Genomic DNA, 5,413 nt, shown 5'->3' with positions numbered 1-5,413 from the left:
ATTCCGGAGGGGGCCATCGGGGCGGCGGCCGCCCCCTGAGAACCTGGAAACCCCGAGCCCCTTCGTGGGAGCGGACGGGGTGCCCCCGTCGCGCGCATCGTGTGTAGACTGGGGGCTTCATGGGTGGCGGGAGACACGGCAAGGGCCCAGGGACGCCGGAGCCCTCCCCTCGAGGACCAGGGACGGGTTCGCGAGGCGAGGACGTGCGAGGCGCGGTGGCCCAGGTCTGCCGGGATGCCGCTCGGTTGCTCCGGGAGGGACAGGCGGCGCGGGCGTATTCCGGCCTGGTGTCCGCCAGCCGTTCCCTGCCGATGACGCCCCGGCTCGCGGCGGTGCTGGTCCGCTGCGCGCTGCGAGCGGGCACGGAGCGCGCCGTCATCACCCTGCTGGACGCCGCGATGGTGACGGAGCGGGGCGAAGTGCGCCGTGAGGTCCGCCGGCAGCTGTCGCGGGTGTTGCGGCGCACGGGGCAGGAGGCGCGCGCCGCGGCGGTGCTCAACGGCTTGTTGATGGACGCGCCCGACGACGCCAGGGCCCGCTTCGTGCTGGACGTGCTGCGCGAGCGGGTGGCGAAGGCGAAGGAAGCGCCGTCGCGGAGGCCGCCCGCGGAGGACGAGGAGTCCCGGACGAAGACCGTGGAGGTGTCCGCGCTGGCGCTGTCGGATCCGGAGCTGGGCAACACGGTGGTGGAGATGCCGGTGGTGCAGGTGCCGCCAGCCAGGGCTCCGCGAGCCGACACGGTGCAGGTCCCGCTGGGAGAGTGGGCCGGGCTGGGACGTACGGCGTCGCGAGGACCCGAGTTCCCCTGGGAGGACGAAGGACCGGGAAAGGCCCGGGTGGTGACGCCGCCGCAGGGGGCGAGGTCTGTTCAGGCTCCTGTGCCGTACGTGATGGGGACGGAGCAGGCGTTGGCGGGAGCTTCCGGTGCCAGGGCTTCCGAGGCACGTGGACTCGTGGTTGGAATCTCCGCTGAGAAGCCGGAGGGCGTGTCACAGGGGACTGGCGAGAAGGCACCGGACACGGCGCGTCCTGACGAGGTAGCGCAGGCGCTGCGCGACAAGAGCGCCGAGGCATCGGATGAGTCGCCGCTGAGGGATGGGGGGCAGGGGGCGGTTGGTACGTCGAAGGGGTTGCCCTCCGGCTATGCGACGTCGACGACCGATGCGGCCTTGAGCACGTTGTCGCCCGTGGACGCGGCGCCGAAGTCCGAGAGCGTCACTGCGGCGTCGGATACGGCGCAGGCCCCTGCAAGTGCTGTCGTGGCGTCGACTGGGGCATCGGCATCGGATGCGGCACAGGCACCTGAAAGCGCTGTGGACGTATCAAGCGCATCGTCGTCCCCGGAGAGGACACAAACTCCGGAGCGCGGCGTAGCGGTGTCGAGCGATTCGTCGTCCGTGAATGCTGCGCATGTGCCTGCGAGTGGCGTCGCGGTATCGAGTGATTCGTCGTCCGTGAATGCTGCGCATGTGCCTGCGAGTGGCATCGCGGTATCGAGCGATTCGTCGTCAGTAGATGCGGCCAAGGCGTCTCAGCGCGGCGTCACGGTGTCGAGCGCTCCGTCCGCAAATGCTGTGGATGTGTCTGCGAGTGCCGTAGCGGTGTCGAGCGCTTCGTCGTCCGCAAACGCTGCGGATGTGTCTGCGAGTGGCGTCGCGGCGTCGAGCGCTTCGTCCGCAAACGCTACGGATGTGCCTGCGAACGTCATCGCGGCATTGGGTGCATCGCCATCCGCTGACGTGCCCGAACACGTCCTCGCGGCGTTGAGCGCATTGCTGCTGACAGACGAGACACGGGCTCCTGCGCGCGCCGAAACGGCATCGGACGCACCGTCTTCAGTAGAAGTGCCAGAGTCACCTGAGCACGGCGTCGCGGTACCGAGCGTATCTCCGGCCGTGGATGTGCCACGGACGTCGGAGCGTGTTGAAGCCGCATCAAGCGCGTCGTCGTCACCGGATGCGGCACAAGCGCCTGAGCACATCGCGTCGCCAACCAACGCGGCACAGGCGCCTGAGCACGTGGCCGCGACGTCGAACGCATCGTCACCGCCCGCGGACACGGCGGTAGCGCCCGAAGCGAAGGCCGTCGAAGCAACGTCGTCGGATGCAACGCAAACGCCCGACGAGAAGTCCGTCGCCGCACCGAGTGCATCGTCGGCCGCGCGGACGCCTGAAGAAAAGGCTGTGACACCGACTGCCGAAGTGCGTGGCGTCACGGCGTCGAGCACATCGCCCGTTGATACCGCCTCCGCGGTCGAAAAGCCGCCTGCTGCCGCGCCGAGCGCCCCTCCGGTGTTCGAGTCGACGCAGGTCTTCGGCAAGAAGCTCGAAGAGGCATCGCCAGCCGATACCTCACAAGCTCTCGAAGAGAAGCCCGCGACGGCGTCGCGGAAGCCATCCGAGGAAGCACCCTCCGTCGTGACGGGAGCATCCTCGAAGACTTCGGGTCACGACGAGTCCGCATCAGAGCGGATGCCGCCGCGTCCGCTCGTATCGGTGCTGGTACCGGGAGCGCCCTCCACGGCTTTCGACGAAGACGAATCAACGTCGGAGATGCTCCTTCCGCGTCCGGCCGGACCGGCAGCGGACGCTCCGGCGAAAACCTCCGGCGAGAACGCAGCGGCGACGGAGCACCTCCACCCGCGTCAGTCCGAGCCGGCCGGGACGCAAGCAAAGCCATCCAGCGAAAACGCATCGACGTCGAAGAAGACGCCTCCACGCCAGCCGGATGCGGTGCTGGTGCCGGGTGGTCCCTCGAAGGGCTTCGACGCGGACGAAGCGACGTCGGAAGTCATCCTCCCGCGTCCGGCCGACGCATCCGCGAAGACCCCGGATGCACGTGCGTCGGCGGAGCGGAGTTCTTCCAGCGCGGTCCTGGTGCCAGGCGCGCCAGCAATGGCGTTCGACGAGGAAGAGTCGACCTCGGAAATCATCCCGCCCGAGCGTGTGGAAGCAGAGAAGGGCGCTTCCGCGGCAACGCAGTCCCGTGCCGAGAAGCCAGCTGCTCCGCGACGGGCCTCCGTGCTGGTTCCCTCCACCGCGAAGCCCGCGTTCGACGAAGAGGAATCGACGTCGGAGGTGGTCTTCCCGCAGCCAGACTCATCCGCGCCACGCGCACCGGCGCAGGCAACCTCCGCTGCCCCCAAGCGCGACTCCACGCGCCTCCCATCGGTGAAGCCCTCCGAGCCCGGCACGAGCCCGGCTCCGGACGCGGCTTCCTCCGCGCGCGGCTCGGACGAGGGCTCGGAGCGGGCTCAGTCACAGCGCCAGGAGGCCCAACTCATCGCGCGCCGAGCGTGGCGCGAACTGGCGCAGCTGTACCTCAAGCGCGCGGACCGCGCGAAGGACGCCCCTGAGCGCGCTGAAGCGCTCACGCGGCTCGCGGAGGTGATGGAGAACGAACTCCAGGACTCCGCGGGCGCCGCGCGCATGTACCGGGAGATCGTCGAGCTGACCGGTGAGCGCACCGCGTTGCGTGAGCAGGTCCGCCTCTTGTCCCAGCGCGAGGACGCCTCGCTTGTACGCCGTGCGCTCGATGACGCGATCGCGCGCGCGAGGACCTCACGGGCTCGGGCCGTGGCCCTGCTGACGCGCGGCGAGCGGCAGTTGAACATGGGCAATCCCGCGAAGGCTCGAGAGGACTTCGACGCGGCGGATGCGCTCGTGCCCGGAATGCTGCCCGTGCTCGCGGGGCTGGTGCGCAGTGTCTCCGACGAGGAGCGCTTCGCCCAGGTCGAGCGGCTGCGCGCCGCCTGTGCCGCCGCGCCTCGCCGCGCACCGGATCGCCTGGAGGCGCTGCGGGTGCTCGCGCAGACCGCGGAGGAGTCGCTGGGCGACCTGCGCATCGCGCAGTGGGCCTGGGCCGAGGTGCTCGCGGAGAGCCCCGACAACGAGCAGCCCCGGGAGCACCTGTTGGCGCTCGCGCGCCGCCTGGGGGATCTGCCCGCGCTGAGCCAGTTGCTGCACGCGCAGCTGGCCCGTGAGCCTCGGGGACCGGCCGCGCGCAAGGCGCACCTGGAGCGGGTCGCCACGCTGGAGGCGATGGGCGACGCGGGCGCGGCCCTGGCGGAGCTGCGCCAGGCCGTGCGCTTCGAACCGGGGCACAAGGAAGCCTGGCTGCTGCTCGCGGACCGCTGCACCGAGCGCGAGCAGTTCGGCGAGGCCGCCTGGGCGCTGGAGAACGCGGCCACCGCGACGGAGGACGACGAGGAGCGCCAGCACACCTGGGAGCGGCTCGCGCTCTTCTGTCGCGAGGTGCTGCACAACACCGAGAAGGCCCGCCTCTACGCACGCCGCGCCGAGAGCCTGCGAAAGTCCCGCGAGCAGCGCGCCCGTCCGCCTGCGCCCGAACTCGCGCGCACGGCGCCGCCGCAGACCGTCGGCGTGCCGCCGCCATCGGTGCTCGTGGCGCCGCCGTCGGTGCTCGTGCCCTCGAAGCGCAAGGACCTGTCGGACGAGGTGACGTCCAACACGGATGTCCCATCGCTGCTCAAGGCGGAGGAGGCCTCGTCCGACGATGCACCGGCGAAGCGTTCGCCCCGTGCGAAGGACGGCACTGCCCGAAAGGCCAAGGCCTCACCCGCTGGGGCTCAACCGAAGGCCCCCTCGGGACGTCACGCTCCGGTGGGCGCAGCATCGTCCTCCACGGAAGCACCTCGGCAGCCGAAGACCCCGGCTGGAAGTCATTCGCCGGTAGGCTCCGCATCGTCCTCCAACGATGCACTCCGCAAGCCGAAGGCACCGTCGGGAAGTCATTCGCCAGTAGGCTCCGCATCGTCCTCCAACGATGCACTCCGCAAGCCGAAGGCACCGTCGGGAAGTCATTCGCCGGTAGGCCCCGCATCGTCCTCCACGGAAGCGCTCCGCCAACCGAAGGCACCATCCGGCCGTCACGCTGCCGCAAGTGCTCCCGCCCCGAACACGGAAGCTTCGCGCCAACCGAAGGCCCCGTCCGACCGTCACGCATCCGCGGGCGCCACGGCACCGAACACGGACGCCGCTCACCCACCGGAGGCCTCGCCCGGACGTCACGCGCCCGCAGGTGCCACGGCACCGGGCGCGGACGCCCCCCGCCAACCGAAGGCCCCCTCCGGCCGTCACGCGTCGGTCGCGAGCACGTCGCCGGAAGCAGAGCCACCCCGTCGCTCCGCGTCCTCGAAGGCTTCAGCGGAAGGCCCTGCCTCGCTCGCGGAATCCGCACCCGCGCCCAGCGGCATGGCCCGGGCCATGAGGCCCTCTCGCGGTGCCGCGAGCGAACCGGCACTCCCGCCGGACGACGGCTCCTCCGCGCCTGACCGCAAGCAGCGAGCCCCCTCCGCACCGCCCCGCGAAAGCACCACGGCCTTCGGAGCACCGCTCCCTCCGGACGTGGAACTCGAAGCCGCCGTGTCTCGCAAGGCCGCCCCCTCCGCGCC

Annotated in this window: 4 protein-coding genes; 1 reads left to right on the top strand and 3 read right to left on the bottom strand. The window is 70.9% G+C overall.

The features are described 5' to 3' along the window. Window positions 1-1,141 precede the first annotated feature (1,141 nt). The 3 genes from D7W79_RS43395 to D7W79_RS44630 form a co-directional block, all read right to left on the bottom strand. Window positions 1,142-1,525 carry a hypothetical protein gene (locus D7W79_RS43395; protein ID WP_147442267.1) on the bottom strand — a complete coding sequence of 128 codons (384 nt, stop codon included), beginning with the start codon at window positions 1,523-1,525 and terminating at the stop codon, window positions 1,142-1,144. Between the two features lie 6 nt (window positions 1,526-1,531). Next, window positions 1,532-2,320, bottom strand: coding sequence for a hypothetical protein (locus tag D7W79_RS43390; RefSeq protein ID WP_147442266.1), 789 nt, complete (start codon window positions 2,318-2,320; stop codon window positions 1,532-1,534). Between the two features lie 324 nt (window positions 2,321-2,644). Then, entirely contained in the window at window positions 2,645-2,932 is a 288-nt protein-coding gene (locus D7W79_RS44630) for a hypothetical protein (RefSeq protein ID WP_208729951.1), read from the bottom strand. A gap of 238 nt (window positions 2,933-3,170) precedes the next feature. Here D7W79_RS44630 and D7W79_RS38290 point away from each other — a divergent pair. Next, on the top strand, window positions 3,171-5,413 hold a 2,243-nt coding region (locus tag D7W79_RS38290; protein ID WP_500681252.1), incomplete at its 3' end, for a tetratricopeptide repeat protein.

It is taken from the genome of Corallococcus exercitus (assembly GCF_003611585.1).
GTDB lineage: Bacteria > Myxococcota > Myxococcia > Myxococcales > Myxococcaceae > Corallococcus > Corallococcus exercitus.
This window is presented reverse-complemented; position numbering and strand designations above follow the sequence as displayed.